We start from the raw sequence: 19,638 nt of genomic DNA on the forward strand, positions 1-19,638 counted from the left end.
CAAAAAGCTCTTTTTTTCGTTATGCTCTCTTTGTAAAAACATAATGATAAGTTACAAGGAGTGCCAAATGATCGTTAGACGAGCGACTTTTGAAGATTTAGAGCAACTCGCCGTTTTATTTGATGAATATCGCCAATTTTATGGGGCCTCTTCTAATTTTAATGAATCACTTCACTTCCTTAAACAACGTTTTGAGAATAGAGAAAGTGTGTTCTTCATTCATATTAAAGACGATAAAATCACGGGTTTTATTTTACTCTATTTAGGTTTTTCTTCAGTTGCCTGTTCAACTTATTATATTTTAGATGATGTATATGTTACACCCGTTTTCCGCCGTCAAGGTTCTGCTAAACAGCTAATCGATACAGCAATCTTATTTGCAAAACAAGAAAATGCTTTGCGGATTAGTTTGGAAACTCAAAGTAACAACCATGAATCTCATCGTTTATATGAACAAATGGGATTTATTCGAGATAGTGAGTTCCAAACCTTCCATTGTTTTCTCAAATAATATTTTGAGCGAGCTGTTTTTGTTGTTCAGATAAATAAACCCACTCACCATCTTCAAGTTCAGGTAAAACCAATTGCCCTACTTGATGGCGATGTAATGCTTCTACCTTATTTCCTACAGCTGCAATCATTCTTTTTACTTGATGATAAACACCTTGATGAATCGTCATGGTTAATTGATGCGTTTCTAATATCTCCACATCTGTTGCAGCAAAAACACCTTTTTCTTGATGCAAGTTTACGCCTTGGCTCAACATTTCAATTTGCTCAGGTGTAACCGGATCTATAGTCGTAACATGATACACCTTTGGTACATGTTTACGAGGATGAGTTAAAGCTTGAAGATATTTACCGTCATCAGTAAGTAAAAGTAAGCCGGTTGTGTCTTGATCTAAGCGACCAATAGCCTGCACACCACGTTGAATCAGGATTTCTGGTAAAAGGCTAAATACGCTTTGATGATGATGGGGCTGGTGTGAACACTCAAAACCTTTTGGTTTTTTTAGAGCAAGGTAAACTTTTTCTCGATATTGATAAGTTTCACCAAAGAGAGAAAACTCTAAATTTTCTGGAGAGAATTGCTTTTTGAGATCATCTGCAACCTCCCCATCAATACTTACAGATCCGTTTTTTATTAACTGCTGACAATATTTACGTGAACCAAACCCTTGTGATTGTAAAATTTTTTCCAGCAGCATGAAGTTTTCTCATTAGAACTAAGCTGTTATTTTAACGTAGTTTCCACTTTTTACTAAACGCTACGAGCAGCTCTTTACATTTACTTCATGTAACTCGCACACTATTCTTCGACTACTCGATAAATATTTTCATTCTGTTCACTTTCAAATAATAATTCGGTAGTAGGCAAAATAATTTCATTATCAACAATAATATGTTCAATACGTTGGCTCAGCTTTAACGATTCATTCTCATGTTCAACTAAATTTTTCTTTAGTTGCGCTTTTGCATCATGAATCTGATCAAACTGATCTTTGATTTTGATATCTATAATGTCCATAAATCTATCCTGTACTCATGAGTAATGACTATTTTTATATCACAATTTTTAAAAACTAAAATTTTTAACTTGTTAATTTATATAACATTGTTTCCAAGCGTAACCAGAAATTAAAACTCTTTAGGATTGAGAGATATACAATCATTTATTCTTAAAAATAAGATTTAAAATCGGCTATATCTTTTAAAGCGTTCACATTACCTGTCTTAAATATTATACAATTCCATTTATTTACTTCCTCCGCACTCCCCATGCTTGCCCAATTTGATGTTAATTTAGTTGTTCTACTCGTTCTCTTAATTTGCGGCTTATTAAGTCAAAATGCAGCTGTAACGATTGCAGCTGGTGTGCTCATTGTCGTTAAAATTACGCCTTTAAATGAGTTTTTCCCCTATATTCAAGCTCACGGTCTTAATTTAGGAATTCTTATTTTAACGATTGGTGTACTTACTCCCATTGCCAGTGGGAAGCTCAGTGGGGAGAGTATTTTAAAGTCATTTGTTAGTTTTAAATCACTTTTGGCTATTGCAATTGGCTTATTAGTCGCTTGGTTGGGTGGTCGTGGAGTAAAACTAATGTCAAGCGAACCTGATGTGGTGGCAGGTTTACTGATTGGTACGGTTGCTGGTGTTGCTTTACTGCGTGGTGTACCAGTCGGTCCTCTGATTGCAGCAGGCTTACTCTCTTTATTTATTGGTAAATAAGAAGTCGATATAAAAAAGGTGCAATTAAGCACCTTTCTAACACTTAGGCTAAATTTTTATTTTTAGCCAGAATAATAGGCATTTCGTTTTAAAGAGAACTTTTCTAACTGCTTTAAAAATCCTTCAAAATAACTTTTCTCTTTTTCTTCAGTTCGATAACCCGCATATAAAGTACGTCTTAAACCTGTAGGAGAAACACAATCTAAACGACGGCTTGTGACCCAGCCCTTTTGTTCATATTCATTTACCACCCAATCAGGTAAAGCAGCAATACCTCGTCCACTTGCAACAAGTTGAATAAGCATTTGGGTTAAATCTGTTGTTCGTATTTGTTTAGGCTGAATATTCGCAGGAATGAAAAGTTTAGACATAATATCTAAACGGTGCTTATCAACCGGATAAGTAATTAAAACTTCTTCGGCCAACTCTTGAACTGTAATATTTTCAGCTCGTACCAAAGGATGCGTATTTGATAAGACTAAACGTGATTCGTATTCGAAAATTGGAAAATACTCAATTCCTTTTAAAGCAATTGGGTCAGCTGTAATCAGTAAATCAAATTCTGCATTTTGTAAGAGTTCATGCGGATTGGCTTCAAAACCTGAAGCGAAGTCTAAATCGACATCTGGGTATTGCTGGCGATACTGATTTAATAAAGGCATTAACCAGTCAAAACAACTATGGCATTCCGATGAAAAAATAATTCTGCCTGTCTGTCCATGCACAATACGCGTGATATCACTGTGGGTAATCTGAATTTGGGGCAAAACATCATCGGCTAACTTTAATAAGCGCTGTCCAACATTAGAAAAACTAACAGGTCTGCTTCGACGATTAACAACCTCTACCCCATACCAATGATCTAATTCTTTTAATTGATGGGAAATGGCAGATGGCGTTAAACAAAGGTCATTTGCTGCCGAAACTAATGAACCATGCTCGCGTAAAGCAACTAGAGTTTTAAGGTGGCGTATTTCTAACATGGGCCCAAGCCTAAAAAAGAGATTTATCTATAAATGGGTAAAGCTCATGTTTGCTTTTCCATAAAATTTTCGACAAATCTTCATTAATGAATTTTATTCACTTTAACACAAAATTAGTTAGTTTGTCTCAACATGAATTTTATTTCACTATTTTTACATGGGATGAATTTAGGTATCTTCAAAAATGAAGGGAAATTAAAACGATTTCATAAAGTTTTTAAAGTGGTTAAAAAGCATAAGACAAAAATAGACCTTTATTAGGTCTATTTTTATAAAAAACTAAAAACTATTGTGCTAATACATTTAAGCTAATAATCGTATAACTCTGGTTTTTAGGTTTTACTTTCAAGTTTAGGGGAGCTGTTACTTCTACTAAGTACTCTCCAGCCTTTGGAAATCTAAGCTCAACCTGACCATTCTTTTCAGCCTTAAACTGCTGCACTTGTTTGTCAGTTGCACCTTTTTCTCTTACATTAACTTCAGCATAAGCTAAAGGCTGGCCCTTTTCAGTTATAGCTAATTTAACTGGTTGAGCAGCTTTAATCTGGTTTGGATGCACAGAAAAACTAACTTTAATCGGTGTATTAGGAAGCTGAATATCTGAAATTTTTCCCTTAGAAAGATAACTCTGCAATATCCACTCACGTGTTACTTGTTCTGTTTTAATTGTTTTTGTTTTAAGGTCAGTCGGAATCAAATATTCACGTTCTGCTTTCGGTGGAGCTTTATCAGCTGGCATATCAAAAAATAGATGCCATTCTTTTTGGTCAAATACATATTTTAAAGGGTAACTCGTCTGAGTTTGAACAATGTATGTACCTTCTTCAGGTAGATCTATATCAAAAACAGTTACAGACTTATGCACAGCTTCTGAGTTAACGGTTTTAAGCTCATTTTTAGGTGTAATTACAGTAAGCTTGGCATCCTTTAAAGGATATTCACTATTTAATGCTTCTTCAGCATAACCAGCAATTACAGGTACTTGAGTCTGGTCAGTTTTATAAGCTACAGGCGCTACATAAGGTTCATGAGCAAAGCCCGTTGTACATATCAATGCAAGTGACGTCATTAGAAATCTATTCATTATTACAAAATCCTGTTGTATGCAAAGTGAAAAAATCAGACAAAATATAAGCGAATACAGTATACACAAATAAAAATAATTCTTATTATCATTCGTTATTTTTTATTATTTATAAACCAAAACGTGAAGGCTTAAATTTACCTCATTTAAATACGTAATCATTTTCTCAATATTTCAGTTTTTTATTATTTTGTTCTCTTTTCCCTTATACTTCCCTTTTTTGAGTTTCCCCTTAACTTATTATGGCGTCCCCGCAATCTCCCCTTTCTACACATCAACACTATTCTCTCTTTTTAGCAATTTTCTCACTCGCTGTAGGTGGTTTTTGTATTGGAACTACCGAATTCGTCGCAATGGGACTGATTCAGGAAATTGCAAATAATTTAAATATTACAGTACCTGAAGCTGGCCATTTTATTAGTGCCTATGCATTGGGTGTAGTTATTGGTGCTCCTATCATTGCTATTCTCGGAGCCAAAGTTCCGAGAAAAACTTTATTACTCGGCTTAATGCTTTTTTATGGTGTAGCTAATGCCTGTACTGCTTTAGCTCATACACCTGAAACTGTCTTAATCTCACGTTTCATTGCAGGTTTACCACACGGAGCATATTTTGGAGTCGGTGCCTTAGTTGCAGCAGAACTAGCGGGTCCATCAAGAAGAGCTTCTGCGGTTGCCCAAATGATGATGGGTCTTACAGTGGCAACTGTAATTGGTGTTCCTCTCGCAACGTGGTTAGGTCAAAATTTTGGCTGGAGAGCTGGTTTTGAGTTTTCAGCAACCATTGCATTCGTTACTTTAATTGCTGTCGGTTTCTTTGTACCCAATATTCCAGTCCAAGCTACTGCGAGTATAAAAACAGAATTAGCTGGTCTTAAAAATATCAATATGTGGTTAACACTAGCGGTAGGTGCTATCGGTTTTGGAGGCATGTTTTCTGTTTATAGCTATGTCTCACCAATTTTGACTGAATATACAAAAGTTAATATCCAAATTGTCCCTATCGCTTTAGCTATCTGGGGTATCGGTATGGTTATTGGTGGCTTAGCAGCAGGATGGCTTGCAGATAAAAACCTAAACAAAACGATTGTAGGTGTATTAATTAGTTCAGCAATCGCTTTTGTTGTTGCTAGTTTCTTAATGAGTAATATCTATAGTGCTATTGCTTCATTATTTTTGATTGGTCTCACTGTAATGGGATTAGGCGGAGCTTTGCAAACCCGCCTAATGGATGTTGCAGGCGATGCCCAAACATTAGCAGCATCACTTAACCACTCTGCCTTTAATATGGCCAATGCATTAGGTGCATTTTTAGGTGGATGGGTACTCAGCCACCAAATGGGTTGGATCGCGCCAATCTGGGTAGGTTTTGTTTTGAGTCTCGGTGGTCTTATCATTTTACTTATTGCATTTGCTGTTGAAAAAGCCAGTAAGTAAATTTAATCAAAGAAGATGCTAACTTGTTATTTCTAATCAGTTAGCTTTCCGCCACAGTGTGGGCAATAACATTTTTTCTCTCTAACGAACTCTTCTTGCTCTAATACTTTTTCTCGCATAATTTGAACAATCAGGTTATGCGCTTGCTCTTTGGGTAGACCTACTTTTTGACGGATTCGTTCTATTTCAACTTCATCATGTAAAATATCAATACCTCGTACTTGAAGTAATTCACGAAATTCTTGCTCTAGACGTTGATTACGCTGGTTAAGTTCATTTGCAAGCCCCGATGCCAAAATACCAGCTGGTAAAGCTGCAATACCAACACCCAAAATTGTAATGAGTGCCCCCAATAACTTTCCTAAACTTGTCACTGGTGTTACATCGCCATAACCCACTGTGGTTAAAGTCACTACAGCCCACCACATAGATTTAGGTATTGAACTAAAAGCTTCTGGCTGAGCCTTGTTTTCAACCACATAAATTCCAGAAGCGGTCATAATAATCATAATGATTAAAATAAAGATAACAGCCTGAAAAGAACCTTTCTCACGTTTGATCACGCATAACAATATCTGTAGTGAGATAAAATACCGCGTTAATTTTAATAAGCGTAGTAAACGTAAGATTCTGAGCATACGAAGATCAATTCGTACAAAGAAATTGAGATAGGCAGGTAAAATTGCCATCAAATCAATAATTGCCTCCCCGCTTTTCATCCAGTTCAAGCGAATTTTCCATGCAGATTGTGTCGTATCTCGATCTGCAACACTCCACAATCTTAATAAATATTCAATACTAAAAATTGCAATTGAAATAACTTCAAAATAGTCGAACCAAACACGATAGCTTGTGTACAAATCATTTACTGTTTCTAATAAAACGGCAGCAACATTACCAACAATTAAAACAACTAAAAAATAATTAATACATCTACTTACCGTAGTTTCATAGTCATGATTATGAAGATTATTATAGAAAAACTTACGCAATCCCTTCAACGCTGAATTTTGCATATTGATCTGACCACTTGATATTGAAGATATAGTAAGCTCTCACTGTCTATTCACCAATATAGTCTTTAATAAATTTTCCTTAACACGCTTCGGTAATTAAAATTTTATATTTTTCTACTTTAGCTCGCCGCTACACATCGGAATTCATTTTCTTTCCACCACATCACATCATAGATTCCTGGATGTGATTTTAAGATAATATTTATATAATTTTGCAGCACCATAATATGATGGGTAATATCAATTTTTCGAAATAAAAACTTTCTTAAAATAGGTGTATTCGGTGAAATAAAAATTGCGAATCCATTTCTATATTCTTCATAGACACTTATTCCCAGATACATCGTTATTTCAGGCAATGGAATTTCAATTTGCCATCCCCAATTTTCACTATATAGTTCTACATTTAAATGATATCTATTTCTCAATATACTAAAAATATATTGCGCGATGTCTTCAGTTTTTTGAACTAAAACTCCTCCTTCGTTGGAGTGTATTTTTTGTTCATATAGTTGATAATCATCAAATTTAAATTCAACTATTGTCTTTAGCATTCTCAAATTCCCTATATAAAACACCCATATTTTTTTTAATTATTTTTAAGTTCGTTTAATTATTTTAAAACAAAAAACCAGTTAATTACTACTACTATATTCAATTTTATATATATCAAATTTTAAAATGATATATTTAACGTTTTTAAACAAACTCATGACTCATTTCACGCTTTCAATAAAATCAACAACTCAGAAAGACCAATTTTTATCCAATATTATATCTAAGTTATTTTATTTAATAATTTTTTACATCAGTTATATCTTAATCTAGATATATAATTTATTTTTTGATCTTTAATATTTTCTAAAAATTAGTATTAGAATATATTAATTTAATTAGATATCTTTATAGCTTTTTTTAAAATTAACCATACTAAGTACTATTTATTAGACTGATATCTATACAGAGAATTTATCATTCTGACATCCATTTCAGAGTTAAAAGTTCAGTAAAACTTAATAATTTAGGTTTAAATTAAGAAATATTTAACTTAAAAGAATGACGTTTTTCATAGAAATGAAGGCTAGTACTTATTGCTTGTGATTTTTTGAATTCTTGAATCATTTAATCGATAATAGAACTTTAATACTTATGTCTTTAGCGATTTACTCATAAAGAACTTTAATTTTTAATCATACGAAAACAAGGGGAAATTACATGGGATTTAAAGCCCTCCCTACACTTATTTCTTTATTTATTACATTGTTAATCTGGTTCGTTATTCCTGTACCAAATGGTGTTGATCCTGATGCTTGGCATTTGTTAGCGATGTTTGTCGGTGTAATTGCCGCAATCATCGGTAAAGCGATGCCAATTGGTGCCATTGCCATTATTGCAATCACTTTAGTCGCTATTACTGGTGTGACTAACACGAGCCCAAGCGGTGCAATTCAAGATGCTCTTAGTAGCTTTGCTAACCCACTCATCTGGTTGATTGGTATCTCCATTATGATCTCTAAAGGTTTGCAAAAAACTGGATTGGGTGCAAGGTTAGGCTATTTATTTATCGCAGTTTGGGGCAAGAAAACCATTGGGATTGGCTATAGCATGGTACTTTCAGAACTCATTCTCGCCCCTGTAACTCCAAGCAATACGGCTCGTGGTGGTGGAATAATTCATCCGATTGTACTGGCAATTTCTACTAGTTATGATTCTGATCCTGCTAAAGGTACCGAAGGTCGGATGGGAAAATATCTGTCATTGGTTAACTACCAAGCCAACCCGATTACCTCTGCAATGTTTATTACGGCAACTGCCCCTAACCCATTAGTAGTTGATTTAGTGGCAAAGGCGACCAATAGTGAAATTTCATTAAGTTGGAGCACTTGGGCATTGGCGATGTTATTACCTGGTTTGATTGCTTTAATTATTATGCCTTTGATTATGTATTTGATGTATCCACCCGAAGTCAAAGAAACGCCTAATGCAGCTCAATTTGCTAAAACTAAATTAAAAGAAATGGGCCCAGTCAGTAAAAATGAAATCATCATGCTTGGTGTATTCGGTATTTTATTGATGCTATGGGCAGGGATTCCCGCCATGATTTTGGGCTCTGCTTGGGCTGTTGACCCAACGACGACTGCTTTTATTGGTTTAGGATTATTGCTACTTACAGGTGTTTTAACTTGGGATGATATTCTTACGCAAAAGAACGCATGGGATACAATTACTTGGTTCGCAGCATTAGTCATGATGGCAACTTATTTAAATAAGCTTGGTTTAATCACGTGGTTCTCGAGTGTTTTAGAAACTAGTATTGGTCATTTAGGTCTAAGCTGGATGCCTGCTTGTCTATTATTAATGCTTGCTTATCTGTATGCACATTATATGTTTGCTAGCACCACGGCGCATATTACCGCTATGTTTGCAGCCTTTTATACGGCAGGACTTGCACTTGGTGCACCGCCAATGCTCTTTGCTTTAATGATGGCAGCAGCTTCTAGCATCATGATGACCTTAACCCATTATGCGACTGGCACTTCCCCTGTTGTGTTTGGCTCAGGCTACACCACACTTGGTGAATGGTGGAAAGCTGGCTTTGTCATGAGCGTGGTTAATATCATCATCTTTGTGGTGATTGGCGGACTTTGGTGGAAAGTGTTGGGTTATTGGTGATTTTATAAATATGGAGGAACATTGTTATGTTAATAGGAATGTTTCTCTAAATTTAAATGCCAATGTATAAATAATATTACCATCAGTATAGATATCTCTTAATCTTAAAAATCTTTTGCCTAATTTTAATTTAAATAAGAATTCTCTCTATCGATCAAGGCATTCCACTCTTCATGACTATAAAGTTTAAGATTGGTCAATTGGGTACCCACTAATAAAAAGTGATCATCCCATGTCAATACTTCTCTACTGTCCTCTAATGTTCTGTTTGAAAAAATGGGAAATAAAATCTCGTTAAAATGCATTATTCCAATTTCAAGTAAATGCTTCACCTCTTTAGGATTCTCAGGAATTGAATAAAAGACAGGTATATTTTTGATTAATTTAGAGGCGATTTCGCGCGGTTCAGAATATAAATCATCTAAATACCATTTTCCATCATCACATCTCCATAAATAGGCAGTAAAACTATTTTGCTTAATTAATAAGGTTTCAGTAATGGCATTTGGGTCTTGATACCAAACAATAAACTCTAGAGCCCTTGTTGGAATTATTGAAAACGTCGGTAATTTTAGATAAGGGTAATCTTTTAATATTATGGAGAATAATTGCTGAATTGAGCTTTCCAACTCTTCAATTTTTTGTTTTTTATTCAAAATATTTTCTAATTCAAAAATATTTTTTTCTATATTTAAAATGCTTTTCATTATAAAAAATAAGGGCTGATTAATCAGCCCTTATTTTTAGCTAAATCAACAAATTAAGTCAATTGAGCAGCTTGGATTTTCTTAGTATCAACTTGATCAGCTTCTTTAGTATATTCGCTCATCTTGTCGAAGTTTAAGTATTTGTAGATGTCAGCAGAAGCGCTGTCGATTTGCGACGCGTACTGTTGATATTCTTCTGGGCTTGGCAATTTACCAAGAACCGCAGCTACTGATGCAAGCTCAGCAGACGCTAAGTAAACGTTTGCACCTTGACCTAAACGGTTCGGGAAGTTACGAGTAGAAGTCGATACACATGTTGTGTTCGGCGCTACACGTGCTTGGTTACCCATACATAATGAACAGCCTGGCATCTCTGTACGCGCACCAGCACGACCATAGATGTTATACAAGCCTTCTTCCATTAATTGGTGCTCGTCCATACGAGTTGGTGGAGCCAACCATAAACGAGTAGACAATGAACCACCAGGTACTTTATCTAGTAACTGACCAGCTGCACGGAAGTGACCGATGTTCGTCATACAAGAACCGATGAATACTTCATCAATTTTGTCGCCTTGAACGTCAGAAAGAAGTTTCGCGTCGTCTGGATCGTTCGGGCAGCAAAGAATTGGTTCTTTGATGTCAGCAAGATCGATTTCGTAAACTTTTAAGTATTCTGCATCAGCATCAGCTTTTAACAAGCTTGGGTTGTCTAACCACTTCTGCATGTTTTCAGCACGGCGCGCCATTGTACGAGCATCGCCATAACCTTCTGCGATCATCCACTTTAACATGGTGATGTTAGAACGTAAGTATTCAGCAACTTTCTCTTCAGAAAGTGTGATTGAACAGCCAGCAGCAGAACGTTCAGCAGATGCATCAGAAAGTTCGAATGCTTGCTCAACAGTCAAGTCATTTTCCATTTCTGACAAATCGATCTCAAGGATACGACCAGAGAAGATGTTTTTCTTACCTTTCTTCTCTACAGTTAAGTCACCCGCTTGAATTGCGTAGTAAGGAATTGCATGTACAAGGTCACGTAAAGTGATACCAGGTTGCATTTTACCTTTGAACTTAACAAGTACAGACTCTGGCATGTCAAGTGGCATAACACCAGTTGCAGCTGCGAACGCAACAAGACCAGAACCCGCTGGGAAAGAAATACCGATTGGGAAACGAGTATGTGAGTCACCACCAGTACCTACTGTATCTGGAAGTAACATACGGTTTAACCAAGAGTGGATAATACCGTCACCTGGACGTAAAGATACACCACCACGGTTCATGATGAAGTCAGGTAATGTATGGTGAGTTGTTACGTCAACTGGTTTTGGATACGCAGCAGTGTGACAGAAAGACTGCATTACCAAGTCAGCAGAGAAGCCCAAGCAAGCTAAGTCTTTTAACTCGTCACGAGTCATAGGACCAGTTGTATCTTGAGAACCAACTGTAGTCATCTTAGGTTCACAGTAAGTACCCGGACGGATACCTTGACCTTCAGCTAAACCACATGCACGACCAACCATTTTCTGAGCTTGCGTGAAGCCTTTGCCAGTGTCAGCAGGTTGTACAGGTGTACGGAACAATGTAGAAGGTGCAAGACCTAATTCTTCACGTGCTTTAGTTGTCAAACCACGACCAATGATCAAGTTAATACGACCACCAGCACGTACTTCGTCTAAAAGTACTGGAGTTTTAAGTTCTGCTTCTGAAATTTGTACGCCATCTTTAAAAGCAGTAACTTTTGCAGCAGCGTGGTCAATTTTCAATACAACTTCGTCGCCCATGTTCATGTTAGCAACGTCGATTTCTACAGGTAATGCACCTGCGTCTTCCATTGTATTAAAGAAAATTGGAGCGATTTTAGAACCTAAGCACACACCACCATCTTTTTTGTTTGGAATATGTGGAAGTTCGTCACCGAAGAACCAAAGTACAGAGTTAGTTGCAGATTTACGAGAAGAACCTGTACCAACAACGTCACCAACATAAGCAACTTGGTTGCCTTTCGCGATGAGTTCTTTGATTTGGCTTAATGGACCAACTTCACCTGGTTTTTCAGGGTTGATACCATCACGCTCGTTTTTCAACATTGCATTTGCATGTAATGGGATATCTGGACGGCTCCAAGCATCTTGAGCTGGAGACAAGTCATCAGTATTTGTTTCACCAGTTACTTTGAACACAGTGATTTTGATTTCTTCTGGAACATCAGGACGGCTAGTGAACCATTCTGCTTCTGCCCAAGATTGTAAAACAGCTTTAGCTGCAGCGTTACCAGCTTTTGCTTTATCTGCTACGTCATGGAATGCATCAAATACAAGAAGTGTTTTCTTTAATGCTTCAGCAGCTAGGTTTGCAAGTTCAGCATCGTCAAGAAGCTCAACAAGTGGTGCTACGTTGTAACCACCAAGCATTGTACCAAGTAAGTAAACTGCACGTTCTTTAGAAACGAGTGGTGAAGTTGCTTCGCCTTTTGCAATCGCTGCCAAGAACGCTGCCTTTACGTAAGCTGCTTGGTCAACACCTGCAGGAACACGGTTTTCAAGCAAATCAACCAAGAACGCTTCTTCGCCTGCTGGTGGATTTTTTAATAGTTCAACAAGCTGAGCTGTTTGAGCATCATCAAGTGGCTTCGGTGGGACTCCGAGTGCGGCACGTTCTTCAACGTGTTGGCGGTAAGCTTCTAGCACGGTGTTCATTCCTCTTTTTTTGAAAAATTACTTGCAAATTCCAGCTTTCTTAAAAAGCTTCACAAGTAATATGGACTACAAAAGTTTACTAGAGTTCAAGGTAAAAGTTAATGAAAACGGGGTGTTTCTCCGTGATGCCCATTATTTTGTATCTAAATACCCATGTATAAATAACGAACAAATTAGCCAAATTTGGATTGTTTTTGAGCAAAAACACCCCTCAAGAGAGGAAATTCAATAACCTTACACAATTAGAACGATTTATATTTTGGCATTTTGTCATGAGGCGTTATCAAACATTCATCCATCGCTTGCTTTCTAACTTTTTCTTGGAGTGCTTGAGAATCTTGAGTTAATTCTTCTTTTGGAATCGCATAGACTTTGTCAATAATATTAAGAATGAACTTTTTGGTAATGTCATCTTCAATTTTATTTGCATGCTCAACGGCCTGAGTTTTTTCAATTGCTTGCTGACGATCAAAAACAATGCTTCTAGCCGCATTTCCTACGCTAGTACAAAAGCCATGCCATTGCTCTTCAGGTGTTAATGGCTTCTTCTCTGAACAACCAACAAAAAATAAACTCACTGCAATCAATAAAATCTTTTTCATCATTTCACTACACTAATTATTGCTGCCCATATCATACGGAAAATCATCATTTTTGCAAAAACAGTCAAAAAAACCGAGATGATTTCCCCTCGGTCTTTTTTTATATCAAGCATTAGAAATGCGAGTTTGAGTTAATTAAAAAATTTGATATCAGTCGGTGTTGATATTTTTGCTGCATCACCAGCGGGTTTTAAGGTGCCTTTGTTGGCATCAAAACGGAACAAGCTAATATTATTACTATAAACATTGGTTACATACAGATATTTACCCGATGCATCGAATGAAAAAGCACGTGGTTCAATACCATTGGCCTTATAAACTACTGGTTTAGCTAGTAATCCATTCTGCTGAATTTTAAATACCAAAAGTTTATTGTCTGCCCCTCTGTTAGCAGCAATCACATATTTGCCATTTGGACTAAGAATAATTCCACTCGCGCTCTTAAATTCAGGTGTTTTATCTTCATGAATTAGTTTTAACTCAGCCACTTTTTTCAAATGACCATCTTGCACATTAAATGTCACAATTTCGCTTCGCATTTCTGCGGTAACGTACGCATGTTTGCCATTTGGTGAAAAGACCATATGACGTGGGCCAGAACCATGCCTAAAAGTCACATCTCGGCTATTGTCTGCTTGGAGTGGTTGAGGTTTATTCGGGTTATAGTGAAAAGTATAGACTTTGTCATTTCCAAGATCGCTTGCATATAGATACTTACCATCTGGACTAAATGTGGTCGAATGCGCATGACCACTGTCCTGCCGACCTTTGACGTGACCAGAACCCTCGCTAAAAACAATATTTTGTACTTTTTCACCTAAATGGCCGTTTGGCAAAATTGGAAAAACAGCTACCCCACCACGACCTTTATCAAATGCTGAATAGTTCGACACAAATAGGAATTTACCATCTAAACTGATTGATGCATGTGTTGGATGTCCACCATGGCTATCCACTGTGTTCAACACATCCACCTTTCCATTTTGAATTGATAATGCAGTCACCGCCCCTTCATTTTCTTCATTAGTGGTATAGGCAAAGCGGCCATCTTTCGATTTCACAATCCAAGAAGGGCTTTTCATTTTCAAGACACTAACAGGAGTTAAGGTTCCGTCGCTATTCACTTTAAGCTGGTACAAACCTTCACTGGCTTGTTTTGGTTTTTGCGCAAGTGGTGCGTTAGGGATCGATGTCCATGTTCCTACCAAAGCAATTTGTTGTTGTGCAGCATTTACGGTAGAGCCCCATCCAAATGACAAAAGCGTCATCGACAATGTTGCTGTTAGTTTTTGAATTAACCCACGATATTTAATATTTGTATCGTTTTCCTTGTCATATTTAATTTCAACAGAAGTATCTATTTTCACTGCTATATCCTTGGGAAAAACCACCTTATTTGCACTTATCAGCAAGGTATTATCAATTTAGTTTCATTTAATGATTCTGAAAACTAATTTATAAAATAGTAATTTTCAAGTGAGTTTTCTTTAATTAAAAGCCTCTGCAAGCTTTGGTTCTTTTTAAGAGAATCGATATTCTATATCGATAAATATTCAATTTTTTTTAAATCCTATAGAAATGTTTAAAATAAAAGCCCACTAAGAAGTGAGCTTTTATTTCATTATTACTTGAGACTAATCAAATCATTATAGGTACAAAGGTACTTTCTAATGTTTAATTTCCATCTACTAGAAACGCCAGTTATAGAAAAGATCGATCGCTCTTTCTAAAGACTGACTTGCTTCTAAGTATAAACGTCGATTCATTTGATAACGTAAAGTCAGTTTGTTCACTGGAGTGAATACGCCAACACCATAACGAATAAATAGATCAGGTGTGATATAACCCGTTAAGCTCACCTGCGTATCTTCACCCGTACCTTGTGCATCTAGAGCTAAGCCACTCAAACCGAAAGTACGTCCAATCTGATTCGTTAAAGCACGTGTACCACCCAAGCCCATACTAATCCCTGCAGCAGCAATGGTGTTATTTACATCGGACTTAAATCCTTCTGCATTACTTAAACCACTTGAACCTTCATTAATACGACCCGTAACGAGTGCGTTCAATGCTTCTTGCTCAGATAGTCCGGCATCATTGTAAACCTGAATGTTCGGCGATGTTGCAGTACCTGTAACACGTACCCCAACCATACTACCCTGAACATTTTTGTTTGCATCGATATCTAAAGTCGGATTTGCCAATGGACCATTAAAACGCGCAATTGCTCGATTCAAATCTAGACTTTGTCCATAGGCTTCGATTTTCACTTTTTGGCTGACACCAATTGCTCCATTCGCTCGCATTGCAGTCTCGTAGCCACGTTGGCTTAAATTTAAACGACCAACTAATGGAATATTACTATTGAAGCCTTGAAATATCACTTGGTTTCCAATATTAACAGCAATATCAGCTCGAATATCCCAAGGTTTAGCAGCTCGTAAAATTGCAAGCGGATCTTGGCCTTGTCGAACTATGCGAACATCTGATGAGGTGTTAATGACTGGAGCAGTTGTTTCTGGCATTGAAATACGTGCACGAGGAACATCTACCGATCCTTTTAAGCTTAAACGCTTATCGAAAGGATACATATCAAGTGTAAGGTTTGGATTAGCAATTGCAGTAATTAACGGAGCCTGACGTACAAGTAAATTATCACCTTTGAGGTTTAATTGAAGACGTGGCGAATCTTTCCATTCAAAACTACCTTTTAAAAGCCCTACACCTTGACCGCTGTTAAACGCACCATCAATTGTTGCCATGTCCTGACGAATTGATGAGTAAACCTGAACATTCGTTAAATTAACTGGAAGCGAAATCATACTGATTGCGCCATTTTTCAAACGCATTTCACCAGTAAATTGTGGCTGAGTTAATGTACCGTTGACTTTACCTGCTAAAGCTAAGGTACCACTCAGCTTTCGGACATCTTGAATAAATGGTTTTAAGACTTTTAATTGAACATCATTAAATGCGACTTCACCATGCATTGGCATTGATGGCTGGAATGGATTGATAATGACGTTCGCATAACCCGTACCAATATCAGGTGTTTTCACATCAACACGGAATAACAGTCCTTCAGATACACTTTTTGCAATAACACCCAGCTCATCATAAGCCAGCGTGGTTGCAGGATCTTGTGGATCTTCAGCAGCCAAACCAATTTCACCTTTACGCGTAATTAAACGTGCATCAAGTTTTGGATGTCCACCATTTACCCACGCAGCCTTAGCATAACCATTTAATTGCCCAGTCATCGCCAAGCCTTCTGGCATAAATGCCGCGAAGTCACTTAAATCCATGTTTTGGGTTACAAACGAAATATTACCGCGAGCCTTACTTACTCGTACTGGCTGATCAAAGCAGAGCTGGCTATTCGCACTTTGCCAACAATGTTGACCTACATATAGCTCAGATCTTGCAGAAGAATAAATCACCGGAGCATTTTGATTTTGTGCAAGACGAATACGTCTTGAATCAAAACTACCTTTTTGGATTTGACCTAACCAATCATTGTTCTGGTTAAACCCACCTGCTAACTGAACATAGAACTTAGAAATACTATTATTGCCAAGTACTTTCAATAAATGCGCTTTTCTTGTTCCTGTCAGATTCACTTCAGCGGACTGAATTTGTCTATTTCCACTACGTAAATTATCTAATTTTGCGGTTAATTGAGTTGGCGTTGTTTCCGATGTTGGAAGTTCACCCTGAATACTCAATCTCTTCACGCTCACTAAAGTATTAAAAGCAAAATCATCTACGGCAATATTTGCTGTTGCTTTTAAACGTGGCTGTGATTGTACATTCAGATCACCATAAGCTCGACCGCGTAATCCTGGGTATAACTCGTAAAGTGCTGGTGCATTGAGCTTGATTTTTAGATTTTGAGCATTACCTGTCGCTTGTAGCTGATTCTGGCCATACACTAAAAATAAATTATTTGCTTCAAATTGCTGAGGTAAAAAGCCGTTTTGGTTAGAGTCCATCAATAAAGATAGATTCCCCTTACCTCTAACAGGCTTATTATTTATAAAGCCAGCAAGATTCAGTTGTTGAATATTAATTCGTTTTAAATGATCTGACCAAACCCCTTGAGTTTTCAGATTACCTGAAATTTCACCTTTTACAGCTGAGGTAAAATATTGAGGTTTAAAGCGCACCAACGAACTATTAATATCCCATGCAATGCGATCTTTCAAATTTACAGAACCTGTTGCATAGATTTTCCCAGCGACACCATCATGCTGTAACTGGTTAATTCGAATAAAATCTGGTGTGCCCGCTATAGAAAACTTCAATAAACCATTTGCCTGTTTTAGGGCTTTTAAAGATCCATCATAATTAACTGCAAAACCTTTAAAGCCACCACCAGCTTTTACATCATGGAATAATAGTGCTGCAGTACTTTTCCCACCCAAACTAACAGTCTCTTGACCTGCTTGAGCCAGTCGACCAGTTAAATCAATTTTCTCAAATTGAATGATTTGCTGATTTGGTTTAGCAAAACCATTCGCTTTAATCGAACCATTTAAAAGATTAACAGGTGCTGCCGCATGAATACTTTGTGGATTAAAATCTTTTGCATTTAATAATGCATTCCAAACCAACTGACGTTTTTCAGTCGGAAGAAACACTTTAGCCTGACCAGTTAAGCTACCTTTTTCAGCAGCAAAACTAAAATTAGGAACATTTAAAATATTATCTTTAACATTCAGATTGGCTAGATATTGTCCTGCTGGCAATAAAGTTTTTTCATGCTGATATACTTTTGTTGCAACTTTAATATCTTGCTGACCATCACGTAACGTTAAATCGACCTGACCACTGTCACTACTTAACCACCCAATATAAGGCATTGCACGATCTATTTTCGTCCAAGCTACATTCATGAGCATCGGTTGAGGTTTATTATTTTTTTCAGGGGCCTGATTAAACTTAAGCTTCCAAGACTCATAACGGTCAAAATCAACGTTAGCAAATACTTCAGTACCTTTTTCCAAAGAACCAGTTGAGGCAACAGCAGCATCTAAACTTGGCGGTAAAAAGTCTTGTACAACCTGAGGAATGGCTTTGTCCTTCGGATTAATATGGTCTAAACGGCCTTTGATATCCCAAGTAACATGATCTTTCCAGCTGACTAAACCTTTCAGGTTAACAGCGCCTTTCATGACTTGGCCATTAAAATCAGTGATATTTAACTGATGAACCAAATCAGTATTCATTAAAGCGTTGTATTGACCTTCAGGTAAATTCTCACCTTTTAAATCTGTATCAACGGCCAAATTAAGTTGTTTAATATCACCTTGAAACTTGATCACACCATTTTTGGCAAATAGCTTTTGTTCAACCAATAAAGGTAAGTGGTAATTTTTTAGTAGTAACTCACCTTGCATTGGAACTTCATCACGAACAGGATGCAATACCACCCAACCCGTTAACAAATCGGGAGTTGTTGTTGCAACCCCAGCTTTTAAAGTATCTAAACTTCCGCGTGCTACGACTTTAATATTTTGAATATTTAAACTTTTTAAAGATGGGATTCTTAAATCTGCTGTAGCATCTAATGGATATTTACCACTGAAATCCATTTTTCCTGTAGCATTGTGGACTGAAAGATACCCCATATCCATACTGGATTTTTCAAATTCCAGTTTAGTCTCTGACCAAAGTGCATCTTGCAAATGTACATCATGAAAATTTACATCTGAGGTTGCTAGCTTAATTTCTAAATGATCAACATCAGCTTCATCGACACGTAGAACAAATGGTAATTTAATTGGCTTAAATTCGAATGCCTTACCAGAAGGCGGAGTTTTATTAATAATACGTAAATTACGCACATCTGCATGGCTTAAATGCACTTCTTTTTCTAATAATAAAGAGCGCCAACCTAAGCCTACGTCAGCTCTGTCTAATGAAACATCAACTTCCGTTAATTGCACCAAAACATTCTTAAGAATAATTCCGCGCAGTAAGTTTCCGCCTTCGTATTCATATTTAATTATTTTCTGAGCTTCTAAAACCCGATCTAATAAAAAACGACTTCCGCGATCTGTTGACATCATGATGACTAACGAAGACGCTAATAATAAAAATATGATCAATATCGTCAGCAGGAAACTACGCAAAATGCGCCGCTTCTTAGGTGAGCGAGGTGCCGAAGTTGGCTGCTGTTCTACATCCGCCATAAAATAAAC

15 protein-coding genes are annotated in these 19,638 nt (G+C 36.9%); 4 read left to right on the forward strand and 11 right to left on the reverse strand.

The window, feature by feature from the left end; translation table 11 throughout:
• The first annotated feature begins 67 nt into the window (after positions 1–67).
• A complete protein-coding gene (locus tag AC1PJP_RS01960) occupies positions 68–511 on the forward strand; it encodes a GNAT family N-acetyltransferase (protein ID WP_002122286.1) in 444 nt (147 codons plus the stop codon).
• Here AC1PJP_RS01960 and AC1PJP_RS01965 read toward each other — a convergent pair.
• Positions 504–1,208 (reverse strand): pseudouridine synthase, encoded by a 705-nt coding sequence (locus tag AC1PJP_RS01965; RefSeq protein ID WP_151988557.1) that lies wholly within the window; start codon positions 1,206–1,208, stop codon positions 504–506. The two genes, AC1PJP_RS01960 and AC1PJP_RS01965, sit on opposite strands and share 8 nt — an antisense overlap.
• A gap of 101 nt (positions 1,209–1,309) precedes the next feature.
• Positions 1,310–1,528 carry a hypothetical protein gene (locus tag AC1PJP_RS01970; RefSeq protein WP_004791556.1) on the reverse strand — a complete coding sequence of 73 codons (219 nt, stop codon included), beginning with the start codon at positions 1,526–1,528 and terminating at the stop codon, positions 1,310–1,312.
• 251 nt (positions 1,529–1,779) lie between these two features.
• Here AC1PJP_RS01970 and AC1PJP_RS01975 point away from each other — a divergent pair, with 251 nt between their 5' ends.
• A complete protein-coding gene (locus AC1PJP_RS01975; protein WP_479766436.1) occupies positions 1,780–2,232 on the forward strand; it encodes a DUF441 domain-containing protein in 453 nt (150 codons plus the stop codon).
• Positions 2,233–2,294: 62 nt separating this feature from the next.
• On the opposite strand, the gene AC1PJP_RS01980 is transcribed toward AC1PJP_RS01975, so the two are convergent.
• Both AC1PJP_RS01980 and AC1PJP_RS01985 read right to left on the reverse strand, forming a co-directional pair.
• Positions 2,295–3,215: a LysR family transcriptional regulator gene (locus tag AC1PJP_RS01980; protein WP_002122195.1), complete on the reverse strand. Its 921-nt coding sequence runs from the start codon at positions 3,213–3,215 to the stop codon at positions 2,295–2,297.
• A gap of 286 nt (positions 3,216–3,501) precedes the next feature.
• The gene (locus tag AC1PJP_RS01985; RefSeq protein ID WP_479766437.1) at positions 3,502–4,299 is read right to left on the reverse strand and encodes a DUF4198 domain-containing protein; all 798 of its coding nucleotides are present in this window, start codon (positions 4,297–4,299) and stop codon (positions 3,502–3,504) included.
• A 242-nt stretch (positions 4,300–4,541) separates the two neighbouring features.
• Here AC1PJP_RS01985 and AC1PJP_RS01990 point away from each other — a divergent pair, with 242 nt between their 5' ends.
• On the forward strand, positions 4,542–5,735 hold the full coding sequence (locus tag AC1PJP_RS01990) for an MFS transporter (protein ID WP_447500031.1): 1,194 nt from the start codon (positions 4,542–4,544) through the stop codon (positions 5,733–5,735).
• A 32-nt stretch (positions 5,736–5,767) separates the two neighbouring features.
• Here the strand turns inward: AC1PJP_RS01990 and AC1PJP_RS01995 are convergent, their stop codons facing one another.
• Together AC1PJP_RS01995 and AC1PJP_RS02000 are read right to left on the reverse strand one after the other, a co-directional pair.
• A complete protein-coding gene (locus AC1PJP_RS01995) occupies positions 5,768–6,751 on the reverse strand; it encodes an ion transporter (RefSeq protein WP_479766438.1) in 984 nt (327 codons plus the stop codon).
• 119 nt (positions 6,752–6,870) lie between these two features.
• Positions 6,871–7,305: a hypothetical protein gene (locus AC1PJP_RS02000; RefSeq protein WP_198308631.1), complete on the reverse strand. Its 435-nt coding sequence runs from the start codon at positions 7,303–7,305 to the stop codon at positions 6,871–6,873.
• A gap of 661 nt (positions 7,306–7,966) precedes the next feature.
• Here AC1PJP_RS02000 and AC1PJP_RS02005 point away from each other — a divergent pair.
• Complete coding sequence (locus AC1PJP_RS02005) at positions 7,967–9,424, forward strand: DASS family sodium-coupled anion symporter (protein ID WP_151768799.1); 1,458 nt, start codon at positions 7,967–7,969, stop codon at positions 9,422–9,424.
• A 125-nt stretch (positions 9,425–9,549) separates the two neighbouring features.
• Here AC1PJP_RS02005 and AC1PJP_RS02010 read toward each other — a convergent pair whose 3' ends face one another.
• The 5 genes from AC1PJP_RS02010 to AC1PJP_RS02030 all read right to left on the reverse strand — a co-directional run bounded on the left by AC1PJP_RS02010 (position 9,550) and on the right by AC1PJP_RS02030 (position 19,629).
• Entirely contained in the window at positions 9,550–10,131 is a 582-nt protein-coding gene (locus AC1PJP_RS02010) for a hypothetical protein (RefSeq protein WP_151988553.1), read from the reverse strand.
• 53 nt (positions 10,132–10,184) lie between these two features.
• The gene (locus AC1PJP_RS02015) at positions 10,185–12,824 is read right to left on the reverse strand and encodes a bifunctional aconitate hydratase 2/2-methylisocitrate dehydratase (protein WP_004791533.1); all 2,640 of its coding nucleotides are present in this window, start codon (positions 12,822–12,824) and stop codon (positions 10,185–10,187) included.
• A 251-nt stretch (positions 12,825–13,075) separates the two neighbouring features.
• On the reverse strand, positions 13,076–13,438 hold the full coding sequence (locus tag AC1PJP_RS02020) for a hypothetical protein (RefSeq protein WP_004791531.1): 363 nt from the start codon (positions 13,436–13,438) through the stop codon (positions 13,076–13,078).
• 128 nt (positions 13,439–13,566) lie between these two features.
• A complete protein-coding gene (locus AC1PJP_RS02025; protein ID WP_479766439.1) occupies positions 13,567–14,802 on the reverse strand; it encodes a lactonase family protein in 1,236 nt (411 codons plus the stop codon).
• 321 nt (positions 14,803–15,123) lie between these two features.
• Positions 15,124–19,629, reverse strand: coding sequence for a translocation/assembly module TamB domain-containing protein (locus AC1PJP_RS02030; protein ID WP_049836994.1), 4,506 nt, complete (start codon positions 19,627–19,629; stop codon positions 15,124–15,126).
• Positions 19,630–19,638: the final 9 nt, after the last annotated feature.

It is taken from the genome of Acinetobacter sp. V116_7, from assembly GCF_056735735.1.